This window comes from Treponema sp. Marseille-Q4523, assembly GCF_016901105.1.
Classification (GTDB): Bacteria; Spirochaetota; Spirochaetia; order Treponematales; family Treponemataceae; genus Treponema_D.
Genome location: NZ_JAFEVM010000008.1, coordinates 1 through 22077, shown reverse-complemented (window position 1 = coordinate 22077; position 22077 = coordinate 1). Strand labels below are relative to the sequence as shown.

Annotated in this window: 22 protein-coding genes and 1 tRNA gene; 13 read left to right on the top strand and 10 right to left on the bottom strand. The window is 50.4% G+C overall.

What is annotated here, in order from left to right; translation table 11 throughout:
• The first annotated feature begins 7 nt into the window (after positions 1-7).
• The 6 genes from dapB to JSQ97_RS03885 all read left to right on the top strand — a co-directional run bounded on the left by dapB (position 8) and on the right by JSQ97_RS03885 (position 5662).
• Entirely contained in the window at positions 8-781 is a 774-nt protein-coding gene (gene dapB, locus JSQ97_RS03910) for a 4-hydroxy-tetrahydrodipicolinate reductase (protein ID WP_205074848.1), read from the top strand.
• Positions 782-909: 128 nt separating this feature from the next.
• The gene (locus tag JSQ97_RS03905; protein ID WP_205074847.1) at positions 910-1143 is read left to right on the top strand and encodes an OadG family protein; all 234 of its coding nucleotides are present in this window, start codon (positions 910-912) and stop codon (positions 1141-1143) included.
• 18 nt (positions 1144-1161) lie between these two features.
• A complete protein-coding gene (oadA, locus tag JSQ97_RS03900; RefSeq protein WP_205074846.1) occupies positions 1162-3240 on the top strand; it encodes a sodium-extruding oxaloacetate decarboxylase subunit alpha in 2079 nt (692 codons plus the stop codon).
• Between the two features lie 11 nt (positions 3241-3251).
• The gene (locus JSQ97_RS03895) at positions 3252-4682 is read left to right on the top strand and encodes a sodium ion-translocating decarboxylase subunit beta (protein ID WP_205074845.1); all 1431 of its coding nucleotides are present in this window, start codon (positions 3252-3254) and stop codon (positions 4680-4682) included.
• Positions 4683-5049: 367 nt separating this feature from the next.
• Entirely contained in the window at positions 5050-5406 is a 357-nt protein-coding gene (locus tag JSQ97_RS03890; RefSeq protein ID WP_205074844.1) for a hypothetical protein, read from the top strand.
• Complete coding sequence (locus JSQ97_RS03885; RefSeq protein WP_205074843.1) at positions 5387-5662, top strand: hypothetical protein; 276 nt, start codon at positions 5387-5389, stop codon at positions 5660-5662. The genes JSQ97_RS03890 and JSQ97_RS03885 overlap by 20 nt, the downstream gene beginning before the upstream one ends.
• A gap of 293 nt (positions 5663-5955) precedes the next feature.
• On the opposite strand, the gene JSQ97_RS03880 is transcribed toward JSQ97_RS03885, so the two are convergent.
• The 7 genes from JSQ97_RS03880 to JSQ97_RS03850 all read right to left on the bottom strand — a co-directional run bounded on the left by JSQ97_RS03880 (position 5956) and on the right by JSQ97_RS03850 (position 14192).
• Positions 5956-7320, bottom strand: coding sequence for a transglutaminase-like domain-containing protein (locus tag JSQ97_RS03880; protein ID WP_205074842.1), 1365 nt, complete (start codon positions 7318-7320; stop codon positions 5956-5958).
• Between the two features lie 54 nt (positions 7321-7374).
• Positions 7375-8448, bottom strand: a complete 1074-nt coding sequence (locus JSQ97_RS03875) for a mandelate racemase/muconate lactonizing enzyme family protein (protein ID WP_205074841.1) — start codon at positions 8446-8448, stop codon at positions 7375-7377.
• Positions 8449-8746: 298 nt separating this feature from the next.
• Positions 8747-9730, bottom strand: coding sequence for an ABC transporter ATP-binding protein (locus JSQ97_RS03870; RefSeq protein ID WP_205074840.1), 984 nt, complete (start codon positions 9728-9730; stop codon positions 8747-8749).
• Positions 9720-10715: an ABC transporter ATP-binding protein gene (locus JSQ97_RS03865; RefSeq protein WP_205074839.1), complete on the bottom strand. Its 996-nt coding sequence runs from the start codon at positions 10713-10715 to the stop codon at positions 9720-9722. Before JSQ97_RS03865 ends, JSQ97_RS03870 begins: the two co-directional genes overlap by 11 nt.
• 9 nt (positions 10716-10724) lie before the next feature.
• Entirely contained in the window at positions 10725-11639 is a 915-nt protein-coding gene (locus tag JSQ97_RS03860; protein WP_205074838.1) for an ABC transporter permease, read from the bottom strand.
• Complete coding sequence (locus tag JSQ97_RS03855; RefSeq protein WP_205074837.1) at positions 11639-12571, bottom strand: ABC transporter permease; 933 nt, start codon at positions 12569-12571, stop codon at positions 11639-11641. Before JSQ97_RS03855 ends, JSQ97_RS03860 begins: the two co-directional genes overlap by 1 nt.
• Positions 12572-12626: 55 nt before the next feature.
• Positions 12627-14192, bottom strand: a complete 1566-nt coding sequence (locus JSQ97_RS03850; protein WP_205074836.1) for an ABC transporter substrate-binding protein — start codon at positions 14190-14192, stop codon at positions 12627-12629.
• A 231-nt stretch (positions 14193-14423) separates the two neighbouring features.
• Here JSQ97_RS03850 and JSQ97_RS03845 point away from each other — a divergent pair, with 231 nt between their 5' ends.
• A complete protein-coding gene (locus JSQ97_RS03845) occupies positions 14424-15383 on the top strand; it encodes an alpha/beta hydrolase (protein ID WP_205074835.1) in 960 nt (319 codons plus the stop codon).
• Between the two features lie 31 nt (positions 15384-15414).
• Positions 15415-15960, top strand: a complete 546-nt coding sequence (locus JSQ97_RS03840) for a TIGR01440 family protein (protein WP_205074834.1) — start codon at positions 15415-15417, stop codon at positions 15958-15960.
• A gap of 19 nt (positions 15961-15979) precedes the next feature.
• Here the strand turns inward: JSQ97_RS03840 and rd are convergent, their stop codons facing one another.
• Positions 15980-16138, bottom strand: a complete 159-nt coding sequence (gene rd, locus JSQ97_RS03835; protein WP_021330089.1) for a rubredoxin — start codon at positions 16136-16138, stop codon at positions 15980-15982.
• A 238-nt stretch (positions 16139-16376) separates the two neighbouring features.
• Between rd and JSQ97_RS03830 the strand changes: the two genes are divergently transcribed.
• The 5 genes from JSQ97_RS03830 (at position 16377) to JSQ97_RS03810 (ending at position 21336) form a co-directional block, all read left to right on the top strand.
• Positions 16377-17381 (top strand): LacI family DNA-binding transcriptional regulator, encoded by a 1005-nt coding sequence (locus tag JSQ97_RS03830; RefSeq protein WP_205074833.1) that lies wholly within the window; start codon positions 16377-16379, stop codon positions 17379-17381.
• Between the two features lie 78 nt (positions 17382-17459).
• A complete protein-coding gene (gene rbsD / locus JSQ97_RS03825; RefSeq protein ID WP_021330061.1) occupies positions 17460-17855 on the top strand; it encodes a D-ribose pyranase in 396 nt (131 codons plus the stop codon).
• Between the two features lie 24 nt (positions 17856-17879).
• A complete protein-coding gene (locus tag JSQ97_RS03820) occupies positions 17880-19379 on the top strand; it encodes a sugar ABC transporter ATP-binding protein (RefSeq protein WP_205074832.1) in 1500 nt (499 codons plus the stop codon).
• A complete protein-coding gene (locus JSQ97_RS03815; RefSeq protein WP_021330078.1) occupies positions 19372-20310 on the top strand; it encodes an ABC transporter permease in 939 nt (312 codons plus the stop codon). Before JSQ97_RS03820 ends, JSQ97_RS03815 begins: the two co-directional genes overlap by 8 nt.
• Before the next feature lie 150 nt (positions 20311-20460).
• Complete coding sequence (locus tag JSQ97_RS03810; RefSeq protein ID WP_205074831.1) at positions 20461-21336, top strand: substrate-binding domain-containing protein; 876 nt, start codon at positions 20461-20463, stop codon at positions 21334-21336.
• A gap of 78 nt (positions 21337-21414) precedes the next feature.
• On the opposite strand, the gene JSQ97_RS03805 is transcribed toward JSQ97_RS03810, so the two are convergent.
• Both JSQ97_RS03805 and JSQ97_RS03800 read right to left on the bottom strand, forming a co-directional pair.
• Positions 21415-21488: transfer RNA gene (locus tag JSQ97_RS03805), tRNA-Pro, on the bottom strand.
• Between the two features lie 247 nt (positions 21489-21735).
• The gene (locus tag JSQ97_RS03800; RefSeq protein ID WP_205074830.1) at positions 21736-21909 is read right to left on the bottom strand and encodes a hypothetical protein; all 174 of its coding nucleotides are present in this window, start codon (positions 21907-21909) and stop codon (positions 21736-21738) included.
• Between the last annotated feature and the right edge of the window lie 168 nt (positions 21910-22077).

Below are 22077 nucleotides of genomic sequence, written 5' to 3'. Positions count from 1 at the left end.
AGTATGTATGAATATTGCGATCGTCGGCTACGGAAAGATGGGGCACATGATCAAAAATGCTGCGGAACGGCTCGGCCACCGCATCGTTCTTACCGCAGATCCCTTTTCTCCCGATGCCGATGTAAAACCCGCTTCGGCGACCGATACGGCTCGTGCGGTAAAATCTTCCGGAGCCGAAGGCGTCATCGAGTTCAGCCGGCCGTCGGTTGCCGTCGAAAATATACACTCACTCCTTCCGCTTTCGATCCCGCTCGTCGTCGGAACGACGGGTTGGACGGAGAGTCTTCCGGCTGTGGAAAAACGTGCCGCAGATACGGGCGGCGCTTTACTCTATTCGTCGAATTTTTCCATCGGCGTCAATATGTTTTACAAAATCGTCTCCGAAGCCGCCCGCCTTATGAAGGAGTATTCGGACTACGACGTTGCGGTGTGGGAAGCGCACCACAATCAAAAAGCCGACAGTCCGTCCGGTACGGCGCTCGAAATCGCACGGCGCATTATGGTCGAATATACGACGAAAACGAAAATCGTCTCCGACTCCTTTCACCGAAAGCCCGAAGAAAACGAACTGAGCCTTGCGAGCACGAGGTGCGGTTCGAATCCCGGAGAGCACACCGTGTTTTTTGACGGACAAGCCGACACGATCGAACTTACGCACCGCGCTCGAAGCCGAGAGGGATTTGCGATCGGCGCCGTCCGTTCTCTCGAACGATTTTCTTCCGCTCTGAAAACCGGAACGCTGCAAAAAGGCCGCGTGTATACCATGCAGGATCTGTTTTAGCTGCGGTCATTGAAAACGCGATACTCTATCGTATGTATTGAAAAAAAGGCCGCATTATTCTACAATCGAAACAATCGTTTTTTTAAATTAATAGGGTATTGCGAGCGCAATACCGCGTTGGAGGAAATATGACAATAGCTGAAATGCTTCAGCAGAGCGGCATACTGACGCTGCTCGGAATGGGCGTTGTATTCTCTTTTCTTATTATCATGATTGCGTGCATGTACCTGCTTCACGTTGTGCTCCGCGCGCTCAAACTCGATAATGAAGAAAAAAAAGAAACCGCGCAATCTCCCGCACCTGCACCGGCGAGGCACGACGACGCGATTATCGCCGCGATCGCCGCCGCCGTTCACAAATAAATCATCAAGGAAAACACCATGGCAAAGAAAGTCCACATTACGGAACTCGTTTTACGCGACGCGCATCAGTCGCTGCTCGCAACGCGCATGACAACTGCGGATATGCTTCCGGCATGTCCGATGATCGATAAAATCGGCTACTATTCCGCCGAAGCATGGGGAGGCGCGACCTACGATTCGTGCATCCGATTTTTAAATGAAGATCCGTGGGAACGCCTGCGCAAACTTCACGCGGCGATGCCCAACACGAAGATCATGATGCTGTTGCGCGGTCAAAACCTTTTGGGATACCGCCACTATGCCGACGACGTCGTCGATAAGTTCGTCGAAGCCGCCGCAAAAAACGGTATCGGCATTTTCCGTATTTTCGACGCGTGCAACGATCCGCGTAACCTCGAACGCTCGGCGAAAGCCGCAAAAAAAACCGGCAAACACGTGCAGATGGCGATTTCCTACGCGACGACGCCCTATCACACAAAAGAAGTGTATGCCGATCTGGCCAAGCGCTATGCCGAATTCGGTGCCGATTCGATTTGTATCAAAGATATGTCGGGTTTGTTAAAACCCTTTGAAGCCTACGACCTCGTTAAAGCGATCAAAGCGAAAGTCGACATGCCGATCGAAATTCACTCGCACTCGACGACGGGCTTGAGCGTTGCGACGCTTTTGAAAGCGTCGGAAGCGGGAGCCGATGTCCTCGATACGGCCATTTCTTCCATGGCGATGGGAACGTCCCACAGCCCGACGGAAACCGTCGTCGAAATGCTCAAAGGTTCCGAATACGATACGGGACTCGACACGAAAGCGCTCCTCGAAATCGCGGCGTATTTCCGCGACGTGCGCGAACACTACGCGTCCCTCGAATCGAAATTCCACGGAGCCGATACGCGCATTCTCGTTTCGCAAGTGCCTGGCGGTATGCTTTCGAACCTCGAAAAGCAGCTGAAAGAGCAGGGTGCGGCGGATAAAATCGACGACGTATTGAAAGAGATTCCGCTCGTGCAAAAAGACGTGGGCTACGTGCCGCTCGTAACTCCGACAAGCCAAATCGTCGGTACGCAGGCGGTGTTCAATGTGCTTTTCGGACGCTATGCGCGCCTCACGCAGGAATTCCGCGATCTCCTCACCGGAAGATACGGAGCGACGCCTGCGACGGTTAACGCCGATCTGCAAAAAGAAGCGCTCAAGCAAAACAATATGGACTCAGTCGTTACGTGCCGCCCCGCCGATCTCATCGCAAACGAATGGGATAAATGTGTCGAAGATGCAAAAAAAGCGGGCGGAGACGGAAGCGACGAAGACGTTTTGACTTACGCGATGTTCCCGAAAGTCGCCGAAAAGTTTTTCAAAGAGCGCTCAAAGGGACCGGTCGACGCGCAAAAAGTCTTCGGCGGAAAACCCGCTTCCGAAAGCGCCTCTGCAAGCGCGCCGAAATCGGGATCCTACACGGTAAGCGTAAACGGCACTCCCTACTCGGTTACGACGAGCGCGGGAAGCGATACCATCATTGTAAACGGCACGTCGTATAACGTTTCGTTCGGCGATACCGCCCCCTCATCTGCACCCGTATCCGCACCCGTCGTTACGGGCGGCGCGGATATCAAAGCTCCGGTTGCGGGAACGCTTTTGCGCTACGTCGCGCAAAACGGCGCCGAAGTAAAAAAAGGTGACACCGTTTTGATGATCGAATCGATGAAAATGGAACTCGAAGTAAAAGCTCCGGCCGACGGAAAGGTAAACTTTATCGCCCAGCCGGGTTCTCAGATTGCGGCGGGACAAGTTATCGCAAGTCTCGGCGGCACCGTTGCGGCGGTCCCGGCTCCGAAGCCCGCAGCAGCTGCTCCCGTACCGAAAGCGGCTCCCGTTTCTCCTGCCTCTCCGACGGGCGGGAAACCCGTGAACGCGCCGGTTGCCGGAACGCTTTTGCGCTATGAAGCGGCTGAAGGCGCTCAGGTAAAAGCCGATACGACGGTTATCATGATCGAGTCGATGAAGATGGAATTGGAAATCAAAGCAGGCGCATCCGGCGCCGTTCACTTCCTCGTTCAGCCGGGTTCTCAGATTACGGCGGGTCAGGCGCTCGCTGAAATCAAATAAGGGAAGGCAGTATGAATACGACAAAACCCAGTACGCGGCACATCTTTATTACGCTGTTTTTGATGCTCGGCATCGCATCGGTCTTTGCTCTCGTACGGCCTGCGGCGTTTGCGCAAAACACACACGAAGAGCGCGCATCGTTCCGCACGATAAATACCGCAAAGATTAAAAATTCCGAAGGTATCAAAAATATCGATGTCGGAACTTTTATCGAAAACATTTGGGAAAATACCGGCATCTACCAGATGATCCACACGAAAACCGTTGCGGAAAGGGCGGCGGAAAAGGCTGCCGCAGCCGCATCCGCGGCACAGCAGGCGGACGATCCTTTTGCGGGAGCGCAGGTTCCCGCGTGGTACAGCCTCATCATGATCGCGATCGGATTTTTAATAATCTATCTCGGAGCCGCGCGCGGCTTTGAACCGCTTCTTTTGATTCCGATCGGTTTCGGCACCGTCTTTGCGAACATCCTCGGAGCGGGCATGATAGAAGCGCCTCACGGTATGCTGCACATCATCTATACGGCGGGCGTCGGAAACGAATTTTTCCCGATGCTCATCTTTATGGGGATCGGCGCCATGACGGACTTCGGCCCGCTCATCGCAAATCCGAAAACCGCGCTTCTCGGAGGAGCCGCACAGCTCGGCGTCTTTGCGACGATGTTCGGTGTTGCCCTTTTCAATTTGATTCCCGATGTCGATTACAATATGCTGCAGGCCTGCGCCATTTCGATCATCGGGGGTGCCGACGGTCCGACGACGATCTACGTTGCCGGAAAGCTCGCTCCCGGAATGATGGCCGTCGTCGCCGTTGCCGCGTATTCGTACATGGCGCTCGTGCCGCTCATCCAGCCGCCCATCATGAAACTGCTTACGACGCATCACGAGCGGCGCATCACGATGCCGCAGCTCCGTCCCGTTTCGCGCACGGAAAAAATTCTCTTTCCGCTTATGCTGCTCATCCTGACTATTTTGCTTTTGCCGCCTGCGGCGCCTCTTATCGGTATGCTCGCATTCGGCAATTTTGTTAAAGAAGTCGGTGTCGTCGAACGTCTTTCCAAAACGATCCAAAACGAATTGATGAATATCGTTTCCATTTTGCTGTCGCTCGGCGTCGGCGCTCAGATGACGCCCGAAAAGATCATCAATCCGGGATCGCTCGGTATCATCGCGCTCGGCCTCATCGCATTTATCATCGCGACGATAGGCGGTCTTTTGATGGCGAAATTGATGAATATTTTTTTGCCGAAAAATCAAAAGATCAACCCGCTTATCGGATCCGCAGGCGTTTCCGCCGTTCCCATGGCCGCCCGCGTCGCAAACAAAGTCGGCATGGAATACGATCCGTCGAACTTCCTGCTCATGAATGCGATGGGACCGAACGTTTCAGGCGTTATCGGAACCGCGATAGCGGCCGGCGTTTTTATCGCAACGTACGGTTAAGACCGTGCGCGATGCACACTGTAGAAATTAATAATCAATAACATCGGTCTAAGATACGGCCGATCGAAGGGCTGTCGAAAAAGAAGGGACTTTTTGGGCAGCCCTTTTGCTTTTGGGAAAAGCTTCAAAGGCGTGCAGTTTGTATGCGGGGGCTCTCATGATAGTGTCATATTTGTTTTTTGCATTTGTTATTTTATGCGCTATATGCGGTACGGTTATCCTCTTGGGAATCATGCTTTTTCGAAAAAACCGTATTGCCGGTATTATTACGATGATTCCGGGGATAACGCTTGCGATTTGTATGTTGTGTTTTACGGGAGAATTTATTTCCGACATCATAAAAGAAGTAAAACCCGGAATTTGGCCGATGACGGACGATGACAGATTTTATGAGGCGGTAACGGATTCTTCTACGGAAAAAATGGCGGATATGCTTGCAAGAGGACATAATCCGAACAAAATGTCGCGAAACGACGGATATAATCCATGGCCATATCATAATCCGCTCTGGATAGTAATTCAAGAAAAGGATACCGATACCGCGTATGAAAAAGCCGAATTGTTGATTAAATACGGAGCCGATTTGAAAACGCGGCCTTTTGTCGCGCATGTCCTCTTCGTCGGTGATACAATCGGAAAAATTTCCGAATCTGCATTCTTCCCGTACTTATTCGGGAATCGAAGAAAAAAAATTGATCCCTTGGTTGAAATTGCTTTTGGATAACGGCGCGGATATCGACGCGCGAGTGTACGGATGCGATATCGCTCTGTGGGATTGGAATTACAGGCGGCAGGCCAAAAGAAACGGATATACGGCATTGAATATTGCGATACGGGAAAATGCATTCGTCGTAGCGGATTTTCTTATAACGCACGGTGCTGTTTTTGATGAAAAAACGGATGAGTGTGTAGAAGCTGCGACAAAGCTCAGCGGCTCGAATGCGATGGAGCAATATATTTCCGGCTTGTTGCATAAATGATATCGTATATCTTTTTCCGAAGATCGAAAAATCGTATGGATGTCCGGATTTCCGATACTTTTGTCCATGGTGCCAGAAACGGAGCTGATGTATGATACGATGTTTATTGAAAAATCAATGTACCGGACTATACGTATGTTTTTTATCGCTTTGAGTGCCTGTGCGGCTTTGTTCGCCTTGCCAAGTCCGTTCGTATACGCCTTGCTTTCCTTCCGATAGTTTTACACGTAAAAAAAACGCTCGTTTGCCTATCATGCAAACGAGCGCTGTATTTTCAAAAAATTTTTCGCGTCTTATCGCTTTTGAATTGCGACGGCTTCCGCTTTCGCATCGAATTCGTCGCCGAATAAATTTTTTCCGTTTACCGCAGCTTCGCCCGTTTGGTTGTCGTAGGGATCGTTTCTGAGGTTTCCGGCGGAGAGCGCAAATTCATGCTGAAAGTCGGATGCGAGCGGGATCCGGTACGGATCGATATTGCCGAAATAATAATTCCAGCGGTTCATATCCTTGTGACGGTACGCCGATCCTCCGAACGAACAATCCGCAAAAAGCCAGCCGTACGGTGCGATATAAAACTGCGCCCAGTCGTGATTTCCGACACGGAGCGGCGTCGCGTACAATCCCGCTTGCCAACGCGCCGGAATGCCCGCGTATCTGCAGAGCGTGATAAACAGCAGCGCTTGAATACCGCAGTCGCCTTTTAATCCCGATGCGACGTATTCGGAAATGGCGTCGATCGTGATATAGCTTCGCACAAACGAATACATGACGTGCGTCGTAATGTAATCGTATATTTTCCGCGCTTTGACAAGCGGATTCGTTTCTTCTCCGATGATTTCCGAAGCGAGCGTCTTTATGTACGGCGTAAAGCGTATGTGCGGTGCCTGCTCTTCCGTATAGAACGTCGGCTGTGCGTCCGATACTTTTTCCGCCGCCGGTTCCCTATACTCGATGTGATTTTCGAATTCGTATTCGACTGAAAACTTTTTGCACTCCGATGCGGGAGAAGTAAAGCAGACGGTGCGCTGCGGGTAATCGCTTGCGGCGATGTAATCGGGTTTCGGAGACGTGCCGAGCAGTTTATAATTTTTTACCTGCGCGTATTCGACGGGAACGGGTATGTGAACGCACAGCGCATCGGAAGCTGCGACGGATGACGATGGGACTTTCAGCGTACTTTTGATGCGGAAATAATACGTCAGCCGTCCTTCTTTTTTTATCTCGTCGATCGCCGTATTTAAAAGCGCAAAGTTTGCCGCCGAATCGTCGAAATTTTCGGGATGAATGCAGCGCGAGGCGAAGTCCGGCCGCGTCTTTACCAAGTTGTCGATAAAGAGTTTGTGCAGGTACACGACACCGTCCCGGTAAATCCATTCGACGGCGTTTTCCAGCCACAGGCGGCGGAATTCGCTTTCCGTAAAATCTTTAAAAGTATCCTTTAACAACTCAAGCGCTTTTTCCTTCGAATACGGATATTGCTGCGGAATGCGCCGGACGATCTCCCGTTCGAGTTCAAGGCGTTTTCGAAGCGCGTGCGGAATATCCTTTTGCAGTTTGTGCGCGATGCATTCATCGAGCGCCGTAAAATCGCCGTACCATTTTAATTTTTGTACGTCTTCTGGAAGCGGTACTTCCAAATATTTCAAATCGGAATACATAAGTTCTATATCTCCTCGTGCTGCGTTATCGACTCTCTTCGAATCCTGCAGCGTCTATTTTTCCAAACCTTTAAAACCGAATCCGGGCTCTTCGGCAAGCGTTATACGGTTCGCGTTTTCTACATGCATGCCGCCTTTAAAGGGCAGTGCGCTTAAAGAAAAGGTTGCATCGAGATCCGCACGCGTAATATTTTTTACCGCCGCTCCGAGGCTTGCGGCCGCGGTAACGCCGACGTTCGTCTCTTCGACCATGCAGCCGAGCATACATTCGACGCCGGCCGCTTCGCATATCGCGTTGATTTTAAGCGCTTCTCTGATGCCCCCGCATTTCATAAGCTTTATGTTCAGCACATCGATCGCTCTGCGCTCTATGAGGTGCAGCGCATCGTGCGACGTAAAACAGCTTTCGTCGGACATGATGAGTACGTCCGTGTGCTTGGTGACGTATTCAAGACCGGCGATATCGTAGTAGGGGACGGGCTGTTCGACGAGTTCCAAATCGTATTCGTTTAAGCGCTCGATGATCCTGACGGCGTCTTTTGCAGACCAGCCTTGATTTGCATCGACTCGTATTTTGACCTGCGGTCCGACGGCGGCGCGGATCGCTTTGACGCGCGCGACGTCGTCTTCCAAATTCGTGCCGACCTTCGTCTTTATCGTCGTAAAGCCCTTTGCAACCCAATCTTTCGCTTTTGCCGCCATCGTTTCCGGCGTATCTATACCGACGGTGATATCGGTTTCGATGTAATTGTTTAAGCCGCCGAGCAGCTTGTAGACGGGCATACCCGCCGATTTTCCAAGTATGTCGTAACAGGCGATATCGACTGCGGCTTTTGCGCTCGGCGCGTGCGCTTGCGATTTCCCCATCGCCCAATAGATCGATTCCAAATCGCGCGGATCAAGCCCGATCAGATCGCTTTTCATGATTTCAATACCGGCGACCGTCCCCGGAAGGTTTTCTCCCGTTATTAAAATTCCGGGAGCGCCTTCGCCGTATCCGACGACGCCTTCATCCGTTTCGACGGTGACGATCGCGCTCTTCGCATGCGTTATAACGCCGAGCGAAATGCGGAACGGCTCTTTGAGCGGTACTTCCACCGCCTGAACTTTGATATCGGTGATTTTCATATTTCCTCCATAAAAACTTTTGCAGGATGTGTCGACATCCGAAAAAGTTTTTAGCCGTGCGCGTGAGCGCACACGTTAGATAGTCGAGTTTGCAAAATATAATGTATCATATTCAATTCGATTCTTATCGAAACGATATGTATACACGTCTCCTGCAAACATCCGTGCAAACTCGAGATACAAAGCGACGGCGATATTTTAGACGGCGCTTTGTATCGTCCTCCTATAAAACTTTTACAGAAAGTATGAACTTCCGAAAAAAATTTTAGCCGTGCGCGCCCTCGGCGTTCGGCACGTTTTATTTACAAAAGTGGCAGGCGCAAAAATGGCCGCCGCCCAAATCCTTGTTTTCGGGTTTTACTTCGCTGCAGATTTTCTGCGCCATATAACACCTCGTATGAAATACGCAGCCCGACGGCGGATCGGCGGGACTCGGCAAATCACCTTCGAGAATGATTTTTTCTTTTTTGCCTTCTTCGATAACGGGAATGGCGGACAGAAGCGCTTTCGTATAGGGGTGCGCAGGATTTTCGTAGATGTCTTTTTTCGCCGCCGTTTCGACGATGTGTCCCAAATACATGATGATGATGCGGTTGGAAACGTGTTTAATGACGCTGAGGTCGTGCGAAATAAAGATATACGCGATCCCCATTTTTTCCTGCAGTTCCTGCAACAGGTTTATAACCTGCGCTTGGATGGAAACGTCGAGCGCCGAAACCGGCTCGTCGCAGACGATCACTTCCGGCCGAAGAATGATGGCGCGCGCAATGCCGATGCGCTGCCGCTGTCCGCCGGAAAATTCGTGCGGATAGCGGTTGTAGTATTTTGCGTTTAAACCGACGATCTGCATCGTTTCAAGGACGCGCTTCCGTTTTTCTTCGACGCCGATTCGAAGCTGTATGTCGAGCGGTTCGGCGATGATTTCTCCGACCGTCATACGAGGATTCAGCGATGCGTAGGGATCCTGAAAAATGATCTGCATCGCGCTCCTCGTTTTATGCAGTTCTTTGCCGCGCATCTTTATTAAATCGTTTTTTTTGAAAATGACGGATCCACTTGTCGGTTCTATGAGCCGAAGAACCGTTCGTCCCATCGTCGATTTTCCGCATCCCGATTCTCCGACGACGCCGAGCGTTTCGCCTTTTTCGAGATCGAAGCTCACGTCGTCGACGGCTTTGATGTAAGATCTGCCGAAGGTAAAAAGCGATTTTTTCATCGGAAACCATTTTTTGAGGTGACGCACTTGCAGCAGCGGAGCGTGTTGCGTATTATTATCGTCCATCGGCGTCCTCCTTTTTGTCTGTATAACGGTGACATCGTACCGTCCGATTGCCGCAGTCTATAAGCGGGGGCTTTTTCTCTTTACAGATCGCCTCCGCGAACGGGCATCTCGGCCAAAAGGTACAGCCGGCCGGCATATCGTCGAAAGACGGAACCGTTCCTTCGATCGTCTGAAGTCTGTCGGAATCGCGGCCGAGTTTCGGAACGCACGCAATCAAACCCTGCGTATACGGATGAAGCGGATTTTTAAAGAGTTGCGCTTTCGGCGCGTATTCGACGATTTCGCCCGCGTACATGATGAGCACTTCGTCCGTGATTTCGGAAATGACGCCGAGATCGTGCGTGATCATTATGACGGACGTTCCCGTTTTTTCTTTGAGTTCGTCGATGAGGGCGAGTATCTGCGCTTGTATCGTTACGTCGAGCGCCGTAGTCGGCTCGTCGCAGATCAAAAGTTCGGGACTGCATGCGAGCGCTATCGCGATCATGACGCGCTGTCGCATACCGCCGGAGAGCTGGTGCGGATATTCGTCGAATCGTTTTTCCGGCAGCGGAATTCTGACTAAGCGGAGCATTTCAAGAGCGCGCCGCTTCGCTTCTTTTTTCGTCATCGTTTCGTGAATTAAAAGCGCTTCCTCTATTTGACGGCCGACGGTGTACACGGGATTTAAAGACGTCATCGGTTCTTGAAAGATCATTGCGATCCGTTTACCTCGCACTCGCCGCATCTCTTCTTCGCTTTTTGCCAAGAGATCTTCGCCTTTAAATATAATTTTTCCGCCGACGATCTTTCCGGGGGGAGAGTCGACGAGGCGCATGACGGAAAGAGAGGTGATGCTTTTTCCGCAGCCCGATTCTCCGACGATACCGAGCGTGTGCCCTTTGTTCAGCGAAAACGATACATCGTTGACGGCTTTGACAATCCCGTCGTCCGTATAAAACCATGTGCTCAGATTATCGACTTTCAGCAGCGTTTCTTCGATCATAACCCTACCTCAAACACGAAGCTTCGGATCGAGCGCGTCGCGCAGTCCGTCCCCGAAAATATTAAACGTTATGACGGTGATGATGATCGCCACGCCGGGCATAATGCTGTATATCGGCAAAAAACCGATAACCGACTGCGCCGCGCTTATCATATTGCCCCAGCTCGGTGTGGGCGGCTGGATGCCGAGACCGAGAAAACTCAACGACGCTTCGTACATGATAGCGTGCGGGATGCCGAGCGTTACGAGTACGATGATCGTTGAAAGGCAGTTCGGGATCAAGTGTTTGACGATGATCCGAAACGACCTGCCGCCGCTTGCACGGCTGGCTTCCACGTATTCTTTTTCTTTCAGCTGTATGACGGCTCCTCTGATCATGCGCGCGGTTCTGACCCATGTCAAAAAACCGAGTGCGATATAGAGATTCAAAATACCCTGTCCCAAAAACGTCATAATCGCCATAGCGAAGATGAGATCCGGAAACGCGGAAAATATTTCCATGATGCGGGAGATGACCGCGTCTACGATACCTCCGAAATAGCCTGCGAGGGAGCCGAGCGTTATGCCGATGAGCGAAGCGAGGAGCTGCGCGAGGATGCCGATGCTCAGCGAAATCCTCGTGCCGTATATGATGCGCGACAGGATATCGCGTCCGTATTCGTCCGCGCCGAGCAAATGTTTCGCGCTCGGTTGAGCGAGTACCGATTGATAATCCTGATGGTTCGGATTGTAGGGCGCGATGAGAGGTGCGAAGATCGCGACGGCGATGAGCAGCAAAATGATTGCGAGGCAGGTCATCGCAGCTTTGTTTTTTCGAAATCGTTTAAAGCTGTCTTTATAATAGCTCGAATATTCTATGTCGCCGTTTACGATACCGTCGGCAAAACGTTTTTGTTTATTAAAAAAAGAAAAAAACGCTTTCATCATGCCTCTCCTTTGCCGTAGCGTATCCGCGGATCTATGAGGACATAGGAAACGTCGACGAGCAAGTTGACGACGACAAAAACGAATGCGATATACATGACGGTTCCTTCGAGCAGCGGCAAGTCGCGGTTCGTCATGGAATCGACGGCAAGTTTTCCGATGCCCGGAATGGAAAACACTTTTTCGATCAGCATGGATCCGGTGAGCATATTTCCGAGTTCCGTTCCGACGAGCGTTACGATCGGAATCATCGCGTTTTTAAGCGCATGGTGTATGATGAGGGCGCTCCGTGTTACGCCTTTTGCGCGCGCCGTACGGATATAATCCTGTTTGATGACATCGAGCATACTTGTCCGCGTTATGCGCGCGATGCTTCCGGCATACCGCGTTCCGAGTGCGATGCTCGGCAAAATATAGGCGACCGGTGAATCGAATCCGGAAATGGGAAAGAGATTTAATTTCAAACCGAATACGATCTGCAAAATGATGGCGATCCAAAACGAAGGCGCCGACACGCCGAATACCGACAGCGCCATAAACGCCGAATCGATCCACGTACCGCGGTTCAACGCGGCCGCAAGTCCGCAGCCGATACCGAGCGCGACGGCGAATAAAAACGAAATCATCGCCAGTTTGAGCGTTACGCGGAACGCGCGGGAGAGGGCGAGGATAACGGGTTCTTTTGAAAAATATGAAACGCCGAAATCCATACGAACGACACCTGAGATGAAATTTACATACTGCCGCGAAAGAGGTATATCGAGACCGAGCTGGTGACGGACAGCTGCAATCGTTTCAGGCGTTGCTCTCCGTTCGAGCATCATCGCTACGGGATCTCCGGGAACGACTTGCAGCAGGATAAAGGTGATCAGCGTGATACCGAATATGACAATAATGGTTTGCAGCAATCTTTTTGCTATATATGCGGCCATCGTATTTCCTTAATAATAGCGTGCGCCGCGCGTTCCGCGCGGCGCACGGTTGACATTATTGAATGTCGGCGCTTCCGCAATAGATGCGGTTTGCCGAATCGATTGTAAAGCCGGTTACTTTCGGATTCAGCAGATAAAAATTCACTTCGTTGATAAGGGGGAGCGCCGCGAAATCTTCGCGCGTTAAAATGTGCTCGGCTTGTTCGTATATCTTTTGGCGGGCGGCCGTATCGTCGGTGAGCACTCCGTCGTCCATCAATTTTTCAAAGCGGGAATTATGCCAAAATGACGATGAGAGATCGACTCTGCCCGCGCTGACGGGGTAGAGCATGCTGTCGGGGTCGCTGTAGTCGACGTACCAGTTGCTTACGCTGCAGTCGATGCCGCCGTTCCGCTTCATATCCGTCCATGCCGAGCGGTCTACCTGTTCGATCTGAACGTTGATGCCTGCCGGTCTCGCTTCTTCCTGAAACGCGGTTGCGATTTGCAAACCCAAGCTGTTCGACGAAATGACCGTAACGCGCAGATCGTATCCGTTTGCAAAACCCGCTTCGGCAAGCAGTGCCTTTGCGCGATCGGGGGCGTATTCGAAAGGTGACGCGTTTTTATCGTGACCGATAAGCGCCGGCGGGATAAAAGAACTCGGAACGGATGCCGTGCCGTGCAGTACGCTTTCGCAGATCGCCTTTCTGTCGACCGCAAGCGAAAGAGCTTCGCGCACTCTTGCGTCGGGGATCACTTTTACGTTCGGCAGGAAATAATATCCGCCGACCATCTGATAGCTGTGAATTTGATCTTTCAGCTGCGGATTGTTCGCATACACCGGGTACAGCGAATTTTTCAAACCGACAAAATCGACATTGCCTTTTTGATATTCGAGCACTTGCGTATTCGCATCGGGAACGAATTTGTAGCTGATTTTATCGAGGAGCGCGGCGCCTCCGTGATACTCCGCGAATTTCGACATTTCCGCACCGACATCGGGCGTATAGCTGCCCAGCTTAAACGGTCCCGTTCCGATGAGCGTTTTCGTACCCCACGTATCGCCGGCTTCTTCGCATGCGTCCGCCGGATAGATCGCCGTGTAAGGCGTCGAAAGCGCTGCGAGAAACGGCGTATAGATGCGGGACAGCGTGATCGTAAAATGCGTGTCGTCGATCACTTTGATGCCCGCCAATTCGGCTGCGGAGCCGCTTTGCAATTCGCGGTATCCGACGACCGTTTCGAGAAGGCTCGCCATGCTCTGTTTTTTTACGACGCGCTCGAGAGAATATTTTACGTCTCGGCTTGTCAGCATCTTACCGTTGTGAAATAGTACGCCCGATTTGATCGTAAAAGAATACGTCAGCGTTTCAGGCGAAAAGGAAGGCATCGCCTCTGTAAGAACGGGAGCGACGGAGCCGTCTTCGCGCGATATGAAAAGGGATTCCGTGACATTGTCGGTGAGGCGCATGATATCGGAATACGTGTTTAAATGCATATCGAGCGGAACCTGCGGATCGACGACGGCGAGGCGGAATACTTTTTCACCCGCCGCTTTTCCCGCTTTCGATTTTCCGCCGCATCCGAAAAACAGACAGGCCGTCAAACAAATGCATAAAAGCATACCTAATTTTTTCATAGTACATCCTCCTCATAAAAACTTTCTCATAAACACGGCAGCGCCGGGAATTCGATTTCGGCCGTACCGTACATGTGTTGTATCAAACCGATATTTTGAAATGATAATATGTATTAGTCATACTGTCTAGTGATCGTATCGTATCGGGGTATCGGGGCTGTAGCAAAAGACGGTTATCTTTTTCGGCATATCCATAGTGCGGTAATTCCGCAAAAGCGGTATACTTGCAATATGCGTATGGTCTTTATCGTGTTCGGCGTCCTTGCCTCTTTGTTCGCCGTTGTGACGCTGCTCGTATACATATTGTTCTTTCGTCCGACGATTTCGCGCCGAAAACAAAAAACGCCGGATGTCTTTGAAGGAGAACCGAAACTCGAAGCCTATCTTCCCGAACTTCATGCTGCAGTCGATGCTTTTTACCGCATGGAAAAAGAAAAAATGTATATCACATCGGTCGACGGTATCAAGCTTGCGGCATGGTACGTGCGTGCGGAAGATGCACAGGGAACCGTTGTGTGTATGCACGGCTATCACGCAAACCCTATGGCAAATTTTTCGCTTGCCGTGCAATTTTTTCATGAGCGGGGATGGAATGTTTTGCTTCCGTACGAAAGAGCGCACGGGGAGAGCGGTGGTAAGTATCTTACGTTCGGCGTAAAAGAGCGATTCGATTGCCGCGATTGGGCGGCGGCTGTCGATAAAAAAAACGGCGGAAAGCTTCCGATCATTCTCTACGGCGTGTCGATGGGAGCCGCAACGGTACTCATGGCGTCCGGTACGGAACTTTCTGAAAACGTTGCATTCATCATCGCCGATTGCGGCTATACTTCTGCACGCGATGAAATAGCACACGTTCTGAAAACGTCGTATCGCTTGCCCCGTTTTCCGATACTTGTGATCTCCGATATGCTTACCCGCGCGATTGCAGGCTTCGGTTTGAGCGAATATTCGACGCTCGATGCGCTCTCCGAAAATACGATCCCTGTGCTTTTTATTCACGGCGATGCGGATACTTTTGTGCCGCCGTATATGTCCGAGCAAAATTACGAAGCGTGCGCGTCTCCGAAAGAACTGCTCATCGTGCCCGGTGCGCCCCACGCGGCCAATTATGTGCTCGGCCGAAAAGCATACGAACGGAAGATAATCGAATATATAAATACATATAGCGTGATAAAAAACATACCGCAATAATAATGAAAGGAAATCTCTAAAACAGGGGAAGATGAATATGAGCCTGATTACCGAAGATGTAAAAAACGCCGTCAATGAATTGCTTGTACAGGCGGAACTGAAGGGAGGAAGCATCCTCGTCGTCGGATGTTCTTCGAGCGAAATACTCGGAAATAAAATCGGAACGACTTCGAGTGAAGAGGCGGGAAGGGAAGTTTTTAAAGCGATATACGATATCGTGCGACCGCGCGGTATATTCCTTGCAGCTCAGTGCTGCGAACATTTGAACCGAGCGCTCGTCATCGAAGAAGCTTGCCTTGAAACATATCGTTATGAGAGGGTTTCCGTCGTTCCGTGGCTTCACGCAGGCGGCTCTTTCGCGTCGGCGGCGTACCGATTGTTCGAAAAACCCGCCGTTACGGAGCATATAAAAGCCGATGCCGGGATCGATATCGGCGATACGCTTATCGGCATGCATTTGCGCGATGTGGCCGTTCCCGTCCGCATCGAACAAAAATGCATCGGAGCGGCACACGTCGTATGCGCGCGTACTCGTCCGCGCCTTATCGGCGGAGAACGCGCACATTATACTCTCTAACGGCGGTTTTCAGATCGATTTACTGTTTTTGAAACGAATCTTTTCCGACGCCGCACAGCGGGCATACCCAATCGTCGGGGATGTCTTCCCATTTTGTGCCCGGCGCTATGCCGCCGTCCGGATCGCCTTTTTCGGGATCGTACACGTATCCACACACGGTACATTCGTATTTGTCCATAGCTACACTCCTTAGACTGCGTTGTATCGCATCTTTATATTTTGCAGATAGCTCTGCCGTATGCTTATACTATATCGGTATATTTTAAAGTCGTCAAATAAAATCGATGCGGCCGTCGGCAGGGGCAGCGGGTAGTATAAAAAATAACGCCGCATGGCGAATGCCTGTTGCCGGATGCATACCGACCGACTGTATCTTATCTTGTAAAAATAAAAATTATGAGGTAAATTCATATCCGATGAATCCTACGATTTATGAAGTAGCAAAGCGTGCCGGAGTTTCTACTGCGACGGTTTCACACGTATTCAACAATACGCGTTATGTGAGCGATGATTTGCGGTCAAAAGTAGCTATGGCGGTAAGGGAACTGAATTATAAGCCGAATGTCGCTGCACGGAGGCTACGGGGCGGGGCTTCCAAATCGCTGGGGCTGATCGTTCCCGACTGTACGAATACTTTTTTTGCTGAAATCGCGCGCGCCGTAGACAGGGTTTGTTTTTCATTGGGCTACAATATCATCTTGTGCAATACGGACAACAACGCCGCGCAGCAGTCGTATTACATCGATATGCTGATTTCCAAACAAGTTGACGGAGTTATATTTATATCGAGCAACGGGGCAGGCGGCGATATTCGGAAATGCGAAACGGCTTCGGTTCCTGCGGTTATCGTTGATCGCGATGTGCATCACGGTTCCGCCGACAATATAATCGTAAACAATGAAAAGGGCGGTTATGACGCTGCGTCCTATTTGATCGGACTCGGATTTACGAAGATCGGATGTATAACGGGACCCGAGGGAATTTCTTCGAGTATGCAGCGTATGGCGGGTTTTAAGAGGGCGCTTGAAGAAAACGACATTGCATTCGATGAAAAGTTTGTATACGGCGGCGACTTTCATTACAGCGGAGGAAGGGATGCATTTTTACACTTGCATCTCCTTTCGGAAATGCCGCAGGCGGTGTTCGCGTGCAACGATATGATGGCGATCGGATTTATTCATACTGCCGCTGCATACGGCGTACGCGTTCCCGACGATATTTCCGTCATAGGATTCGACAATACGGAACTTTCCGCTGTCGTATCGCCGACGTTGACGACGATTGCGCAACCTATAGAAGAGATTGCCGAGATTGCGACCGAACGTCTGCTGCAAAAGGTTGAAAACTCAAGCCGCGATGTAAAAAAAATTATTCTTGAGCCGCATTTGATAATCCGCGAATCGTGTAAACGAATTTTCTAAAAAATTTGACAACTCTTGTTGTTCATGATATCATTCAGTATAGTTAATCGATTACGTAATCGATTAACTGAGGCGGATATGAAAAAATCAGGGGTTTTGAACAGCGATATTTCGAGAGTATTGTCGTATATGCGGCATACCGACACAATCTGCATAAGCGACTGCGGACTTCCGTGCCCCGACGAAACGGAATTGATCGACATTTCGCTTGAAAAAGGGGTGCCGGATTTTGTTCGGGTTCTTAAAGCCGTAGTAAACGATATGAGCGTCGAAAAGATTTTTTTAGCGGAGGAGATACGCGTAAAAAATCCGGCAGTGCTCAAAGAAATCCAAACGCTTTTACCCGGTGTCAGGACGGATTTTATGCCGCATGAAGAATTCAAAAAAAAGCTTTTATCGTGCAAGGCTGTCGTGCGGAGCGGGGAAGCGAGTCCGTATGCGAATATCATCTTACAATCGGCTTGTATATTTTAGGCGGACGGCGGAAGGGGCACACAGATGCATATCGTAATGCAGGGTATAAAAAAGCATTTCGGAAACGCTCTTGTTCTTGATAATGCCGAATTTTCCCTTATGCCCGGAGAAGTTCACGCCCTTATGGGGGAAAACGGTGCCGGGAAATCGACGTTGATGAAGATACTCACCGGCGTCCATTTGAAAGATGCGGGTGTACTGTATATCGACGGCAAAGAAGTTTCGTTTGCGAATCCCAAAGAGGCGGAAAAAGCGGGAATAAGTTTTGTCTATCAAGAGCTCAATACTTTTCCCGATATGAACATCGAAGAAAATATATTTTTGGGGCGTGAAGTATTCGGAAAATTCGGCGTGCTTGACAAAAAAGCGATGAGACGGCAAACGCAGCGCGTTTTGGATACTTTGGGAGTCGAGCTTAATCCGCTTACGCCGCTCGCTTTGCTTTCCGTAGGTCAAAGACAGATCATCGAAATTGCGAAGGCTTTGCTGGGAAATGCAAAAGTCATCATCCTCGACGAACCGACGGCAGCGCTGACGGAAACTGAAGTCGAAAAACTTTTTTCGGTTATCCGCATATTGAAAGACAAGGGCGTAGCTTTTGTGTACATCTCCCACCGCATGGACGAAATATTCAAAATTTGCGATAGGATTACCGTTATGCGCGACGGTACATACGCCGGTACGGTGCCCGCTGAGGGGACAACTCCGGATGCGCTCATACGGATGATGATCGGCCGGCCGCTGGGGAATCTGTTTCAAAAAAAGGATATCCCGCTCGGTAAAACGCGTCTTGCAGTCCGTTCGCTTTCAAAGAAAGATATGTTTTCCGATATTTCGTTTGAAGTCAGAGCGGGCGAAATTTTCGGAATTGCGGGGCTCATGGGTGCGGGGCGGTCGGAGATCATGAAGACGATCTTCGGAAGTTACCGTGCGGACGGCGGTCGGATTTTTGTCGACGGAAAAGAAGTGCCGCTGAAAAATCACAGTCCTGCAAAAGCGATTGAACTGGGAATGGCGTTTATCACGGAAGACAGAAAAGACGAAGGGTTGATGCTGGATAATTCGATCACCTGCAATCTCGATCTGCCGAATTTTCCGTCTATAACGGATATGCGTATTTTTTTAAACCGCAAAAAAGAAGCGCGGCTCAGCGAAGAATCGATTCGTAATTTCGGCATAAAGTGTACCGGCGGCGAGCATATATGCGGAAATCTCAGCGGCGGTAACCAGCAAAAGGTCGTCTTTGCACAGTGGCTGCATACGGAACCGAGAATTCTTTTACTCGACGAACCCACACGCGGTGTCGATGTCGGTGCAAAGCAGGAAATTTATTCGATAATCACAAAACTCGCGGAGGGCGGCGCTGCCGTCGTCATGGTTTCTTCCGAATTGCCGGAAGTTTTAGGTATGAGTGATAGGATTTTAGTCATACACGACGGGAAAGCTGCCGGCCTGCTTGAACGTCGCGATGCCGCACAAGATAAGATAATGACGCTTGCGACAGGAGGCGCGCTGCATGATTGACTTTCGAGAGACGGCGAAAAAGCTTGAGGATTACGGTGCGCAGATCGCGCTGCTGTTCCTTGTTATTGCCGTGTGTATAATCAGTCCCGAATTCCGTTCCGTCGGTAATGTACTTTCTTTGTTGCGGCAATCTGCGATAAACGGACTCATTGCATTCGGAATGACCTGCGTAATCCTTACCGGCGGAATCGATTTGTCCGTCGGTTCAACGCTGTGTCTTTCGGCGATATTGTGCGCTGGAATGATCAAGAGCGGATTTTCCGCACCGCTTGCGATGCTCATAGCGCTTGCGATCGGAATCGTACTCGGAATACTGAACGGCATTATGATCGTAAAGGGAAGGCTCCAGCCGTTTATCGCGACGTTGGTTTCAATGACTGCATACCGCGGCGCAACGATGATTTTCAGTAAAGGCCGTCCGATTTCCGCTTTGGGAGGCAGCCGTCTTTTGGAAGGGATCGGCAAAGGCAGTTTTGCCGGTATTCCTATTCCCGTAATAATCCTTTTTATTTTGTTTGCGGGATTTTATTTTATGCTCCATGCAACGGTTCTCGGACGAAAGATTTACGCTATAGGAAGCAACAGTAAAGCGGCGGCTCTTGCAGGTGTTGCAATAGGCAGAACGAAGATGATCGTATACGGTCTTTCGGGATTGATGGCGTCGCTTGCGGGATTGATAATCGTTTCGCGACTCGGCAGCGCGCAACCTACGATGGGGCAGGGCTACGAACTTGACGCGATCGCTGCCGTCGCGTTGGGCGGAACGAGTATGAGCGGCGGACGCGGGAGGATATTGGGGACAATTACGGGCGCGCTGATTATCGCGACGCTCAACAATAGCATGAATATACTCGGTATTTCCGCATACTATCAGCAAGTTGCAAAAGCCGCAGTTATTCTGCTCGCCGTCTTGTCCGATCGCAAACGCTGATCTGCAGGGCGGAAATCCCGCCGGTTGACTGTCGTTCGGGTTTTGGAATTTTTTCTAAACGGTGTGAACGCTTTGCAACTTGTGCGGACGGTTATGATCGTACGTACATGGTAAAGCAGGGATTTGTTTTATCTCATAGCAGGAGGTTGTATGAAAAAGGTGATGGGTATTATTGCGCTTTCCGCGTTAGTGCTGGGAGGCTGCGTAAAACAGCAGGCTAAAAATACGGTGGGGCTTGCCGTATCGACACAGAACAATCCGTTTTTCGTGACGCTTGTCGAAGGAGCGAAGCAGGAAGCTGCGGGGCAGGGGATCGAGCTGACGGTCGTAGATGCGGGCGATGACGTTGTGAAACAAGCGAGCGATATCGAAGACCTCGTGTCAAAAAAAGTTCGCGTGATTATCGTCAATCCCGTAGACTCTTCTGCAATCGCACCGGCTGTTGCCGCCGCCAAAAAGGCCGGAATTGCCGTGATTTCGGTAGACCGCGCGGTTATCGGCGAAAGCGTAGCCTGTCAGATCGCATCGGACAATGTTGCAGGCGCGAAGATGGCGGGGGAATATCTTTTACAACTTACCGGATCGACTGCGGATATCGCGGAACTTCAGGGGATACCGGGTTCTTCCGCCGCAATCGACAGAGGTAAAGGTTTCCATGAAGCCGTTGACGGAAAGGCGAACGTCGTTGCAAGCCTTACGGCGAACTTTAATCGCGTAGAGGGAATGTCCGTGACCGAAAATATTTTGCAGGGGAATCCGAATATAAAAGGTATTTTCGCGCATAATGATGAGATGGCGCTCGGCGCACTTGAAGCCGCGGCGGCTGCCGGAAAAAATATCGTTATCGTAGGATTCGATGCGACCGACGATGCCCTTATCGCCGTAAAAGACGGCCGCATGGCGGCAACGGTCGCTCAGCTTCCTGCTGAAATGGGAAAGACTGCCGTACAGACGGCGCTCAAGCTCATGCGCGGAGAAAGCGTTGAAGCGTCGATCCCCGTTACGGTAACCCTTATAACAAAGTAAGAAAGCGTTTGAAAAATCGGGTTAATAAAAATGAGGCGGGATTGGAAATTTTCAAAACTTCCGATCCTGCCTCGTTCATCGGGCTACCGGAATTCGAATCCGGGACCCCAAGTCCCCCAGACTTGTACGCTAACCAGCTGCGCTATAGCCCGAAATGTGCCGGTAAAGAATCACCGATACGGTTATTTACTATAGCGAAAAAAATCGCGTCGGTCAACTGTGTAATTTTTTTTCTCTCATCAATTCCGGATTTTTTCGCTTCCGTAGCAACACGGAGATAAAGCATCGGCGGAATCTTGAAAACAGACCGAAAATTACAAAATATAGAAAATCGAATTTGCCCTTAAATAAAAAAACCGCACCCGTGAGTGCGGTTTTCGCGTCGTCGAACGAAAAAAATTATTTGAAATCTTTCGGCCGCCGCTCCGTCCGTTTGCACTTCGAGCATTCGGCGAGATTTTTAATTTTTCCTTTTTCGAACATGGTCTTCATTATGATTTCTCCGCCGCAGTCGGGACACATGAATTTATGCGTTGAAACCGATGTACGGGAGTTTTTACTTGCTCCGGCCATAGCTTTCCTCCAAAACGAATTTTTTTTAATATAACGATAAAACGGCGCTCTGTCAATTATGCGTGTCGTGACGTGTCGTGTCGACTTTAAAAACGGTGTTGTGTGTATGCCATATTTATGGACGGATCATATCCATATTTCCAAATCCGAAAATCAATTCATTTTTTG

What these genes read in the sequence shown, in the direction of transcription:
- JSQ97_RS03870 (WP_205074840.1), bottom strand. Translation starts at nt 9,730, where the DNA reads ATGGACGATAATAATACGCAACACGCTCCGCTGCTGCAAGTGCGTCAC.
- JSQ97_RS03830 (WP_205074833.1), top strand. Translation starts at nt 16,377, where the DNA reads ATGAATCCTACGATTTATGAAGTAGCAAAGCGTGCCGGAGTTTCTACT.
- JSQ97_RS03800 (WP_205074830.1), bottom strand. Translation starts at nt 21,909, where the DNA reads ATGGCCGGAGCAAGTAAAAACTCCCGTACATCGGTTTCAACGCATAAA.
- JSQ97_RS03820 (WP_205074832.1), top strand. Translation starts at nt 17,880, where the DNA reads ATGCATATCGTAATGCAGGGTATAAAAAAGCATTTCGGAAACGCTCTT.
- rbsD (WP_021330061.1), top strand. Translation starts at nt 17,460, where the DNA reads ATGAAAAAATCAGGGGTTTTGAACAGCGATATTTCGAGAGTATTGTCG.
- JSQ97_RS03880 (WP_205074842.1), bottom strand. Translation starts at nt 7,320, where the DNA reads ATGTATTCCGATTTGAAATATTTGGAAGTACCGCTTCCAGAAGACGTA.
- JSQ97_RS03810 (WP_205074831.1), top strand. Translation starts at nt 20,461, where the DNA reads ATGAAAAAGGTGATGGGTATTATTGCGCTTTCCGCGTTAGTGCTGGGA.
- dapB (WP_205074848.1), top strand. Translation starts at nt 8, where the DNA reads ATGAATATTGCGATCGTCGGCTACGGAAAGATGGGGCACATGATCAAA.
- oadA (WP_205074846.1), top strand. Translation starts at nt 1,162, where the DNA reads ATGGCAAAGAAAGTCCACATTACGGAACTCGTTTTACGCGACGCGCAT.
- JSQ97_RS03875 (WP_205074841.1), bottom strand. Translation starts at nt 8,448, where the DNA reads ATGAAAATCACCGATATCAAAGTTCAGGCGGTGGAAGTACCGCTCAAA.
- JSQ97_RS03850 (WP_205074836.1), bottom strand. Translation starts at nt 14,192, where the DNA reads ATGAAAAAATTAGGTATGCTTTTATGCATTTGTTTGACGGCCTGTCTG.
- JSQ97_RS03905 (WP_205074847.1), top strand. Translation starts at nt 910, where the DNA reads ATGACAATAGCTGAAATGCTTCAGCAGAGCGGCATACTGACGCTGCTC.
- JSQ97_RS03840 (WP_205074834.1), top strand. Translation starts at nt 15,415, where the DNA reads ATGAATATGAGCCTGATTACCGAAGATGTAAAAAACGCCGTCAATGAA.
- JSQ97_RS03855 (WP_205074837.1), bottom strand. Translation starts at nt 12,571, where the DNA reads ATGGCCGCATATATAGCAAAAAGATTGCTGCAAACCATTATTGTCATA.
- JSQ97_RS03815 (WP_021330078.1), top strand. Translation starts at nt 19,372, where the DNA reads ATGATTGACTTTCGAGAGACGGCGAAAAAGCTTGAGGATTACGGTGCG.
- JSQ97_RS03845 (WP_205074835.1), top strand. Translation starts at nt 14,424, where the DNA reads ATGCGTATGGTCTTTATCGTGTTCGGCGTCCTTGCCTCTTTGTTCGCC.
- rd (WP_021330089.1), bottom strand. Translation starts at nt 16,138, where the DNA reads ATGGACAAATACGAATGTACCGTGTGTGGATACGTGTACGATCCCGAA.
- JSQ97_RS03865 (WP_205074839.1), bottom strand. Translation starts at nt 10,715, where the DNA reads ATGATCGAAGAAACGCTGCTGAAAGTCGATAATCTGAGCACATGGTTT.
- JSQ97_RS03895 (WP_205074845.1), top strand. Translation starts at nt 3,252, where the DNA reads ATGAATACGACAAAACCCAGTACGCGGCACATCTTTATTACGCTGTTT.
- JSQ97_RS03890 (WP_205074844.1), top strand. Translation starts at nt 5,050, where the DNA reads ATGACGGACGATGACAGATTTTATGAGGCGGTAACGGATTCTTCTACG.
- JSQ97_RS03860 (WP_205074838.1), bottom strand. Translation starts at nt 11,639, where the DNA reads ATGAAAGCGTTTTTTTCTTTTTTTAATAAACAAAAACGTTTTGCCGAC.